The 762-nt window shown below is 66.1% G+C and carries 1 protein-coding gene; it reads right to left on the bottom strand.

The features are described 5' to 3' along the window. Positions 1–98 precede the first annotated feature (98 nt). A partial coding sequence (locus DM995_RS19215; RefSeq protein WP_116970716.1) for a transposase occupies positions 99–762 on the bottom strand: 664 nt, incomplete at its 5' end.

Here is a 762-nt window from a genome sequence, read left to right as displayed (position 1 = left end):
CCCCCGCTTCCCCTGCGACAAGCTCAGGAGGGGAGGACCCGCCATGCCGCCGCTCGCGCGATCTGGATCCTCCCCCATTCATGGGGGAGCAACCGTGTTTAGGTTGTTTGCCAGGGTTGTTGGTTTCTGAGGATGGCGTTCAGGGTTGTGAGCAGTTTGCGCATGACGGCGACAAGGGCGACCTTTGGCTTTTTGCCGGCCTTTTGCAGGTGTTGTTTGAAGGTCTTGAGGGCGGGGTTGTGGGTGCTGGCGGCAAGGGCTGCCATGTAAAGGGCGTCGCGCACGGGCTTTCGGCCGCCGCGGATGTGGCGTTCGCCCTTGAGCTTGCCGCTGTCAAAGGCGTAAGGGGCCACGCCCACCAGGGCGGCGATCTGGCGCCGGCTGAGTTGGCCCAGTTCGGGCAAAAGCGCGAGCAAGGTTGCCGCCACCACCGGCCCCACGCCGGGGGCCGAGCGCAACAGCGCATGCTTGCGGGCCAACTGCGGGCTGTGCGCCACCTCGGCGGCCATCGCCTTGTCGATCAGCACAAGTTCGATCTTCAGCCGGCTGATGCGCCGCCGGCACAGCCGCTGAAGCACGGCGGCCCTGACCTGCTCGGCCTGGTTTTGGATGCGCACCAACTCCTCGCAAAGCTGCCGCCTGGCCAAAACCAGTTCGGCCAAGCGCGCGGCTTCCGCGTTGGGCTGGGCTTCGGGCCCTGGCACAACGGCGATGAAGCGGGCAATGGCCTCAGCATCCAGCCGGTCGGTTTTGGCCAGCATG

It is taken from the genome of Blastomonas sp. UPD001, assembly GCF_003426715.1.
Classification (GTDB): Bacteria; Pseudomonadota; Alphaproteobacteria; order Sphingomonadales; family Sphingomonadaceae; genus Blastomonas.
This window is presented reverse-complemented; position numbering and strand designations above follow the sequence as displayed.